Source organism: Streptomyces sp. NPDC006624, assembly GCF_040611555.1.
Taxonomy (GTDB): Bacteria; Actinomycetota; Actinomycetes; order Streptomycetales; family Streptomycetaceae; genus Streptomyces.
Genome location: NZ_JBEXOM010000082.1, coordinates 1 through 1,186 on the forward strand (window position 1 = coordinate 1; position 1,186 = coordinate 1,186).

Sequence of the window (1,186 nt, forward strand, 5' to 3'; positions counted from 1 at the left end):
CTTGCCTTCGCCCTCCAGCCAGCCCGGGTCCAGCAATAGGGTCAGCTTGTTGGTCTGCGCGCCGATCGGCTCTTGCTTGCTGCCGCGCTTGGCCGGCTTGGCCAACTGCGCGCCCATCAGGTCGCCGCCCATGAACTTCTGCACGTCGTTGAGATCGAGCTGGGCGCCGATCTTGCCGTCGACGAACAGCACGTCCATGTTCCACAACGTCACCAGTCCGCCCCACAGGCTGCGCAGCGAGGCGAACACGCCTTCCTCGTACCAGCGCGTGCCCTTGAGCATTTCCGGCTCGTACTTGTCGCGCTTGGCCGCCGGGTTCCACAGCCGGAACTCGTCGATCAGCGTCGCCAGCTGCGGCTGCTTGCCGATCACATCGAACGTCTGCGAGCGCTCGAACGCATAGCGGTGCTCGGACATCGCCATCGCCATGCGCAACGTGCCGCGCAGGGCGACTTCGTTGGCCTTGGTCCAGAATTCGGGGTCGTTGAGCTGGGCCAGCACGCCGGCGCGGTCGGTGCCTTCGCGGTCGCCGACGTAGGCGTTGATGTCGCGCGCCTGGCGCATCGCCGGGCCCATCTCGGACTGGATCCGCGCCCAGGTGTCGGGGTTGTCGCGGATGAAGGCCTGGCGTTCGTCGTCGGGCAGGGCCTTGACGCACTGGAACGCCAAGTAGGCCTCCCAGTCCTTGACCATCCAGTCGCTGAAAAGGCCGCGGCTGACCAGCTCGCGCGCCTGCTCGCGCACCCGCAGCGGGTCGCGGGCGAGGATGATCTTCAAGGTCGCGACGCGGTTGCTCTGGTCGAACAGGAACGATTCGGGCAGCTCGCCGAACAGTTCGTCGATGTAGCCCAGGCTGTCGAGTTCGCGCAAGTACGCCTGCAGCAGGATTTCGTCGCCCGCGCTATCGTGCCCCGACTCGAGCCAGCCGGCGCCGAGCTTGACCAGATCGCCGTACAGCTCGATCGCCTCGGCGTCGCGGTAGATGCCGCGGCGCCGGTCCTTGAACTTGGCCACCAGCGCCTGCAATTGCTTGCGTGCGTCGCCTTGGTCCAGGCGCTGGCGCTGCGCGCCGGAGGCGTCGTAGTAGTAGGTGTCGGTATCGCTGCGCCAGCCGCCGGGCTCGCTGGCGCCTTGCGCGCCGAGCTTGAGCATGCGCTCGTACTCGTCCTTGTCGGCGGCCTTGCGC

1 protein-coding gene is annotated in these 1,186 nt (G+C 67.3%); it reads right to left on the reverse strand.

What is annotated here, in order from left to right; all coding sequences use genetic code 11:
* Positions 1-1,186 (reverse strand): hypothetical protein (locus ABZY20_RS37310; RefSeq protein WP_356447989.1); only part of this gene is annotated, 1,186 nt, incomplete at both ends.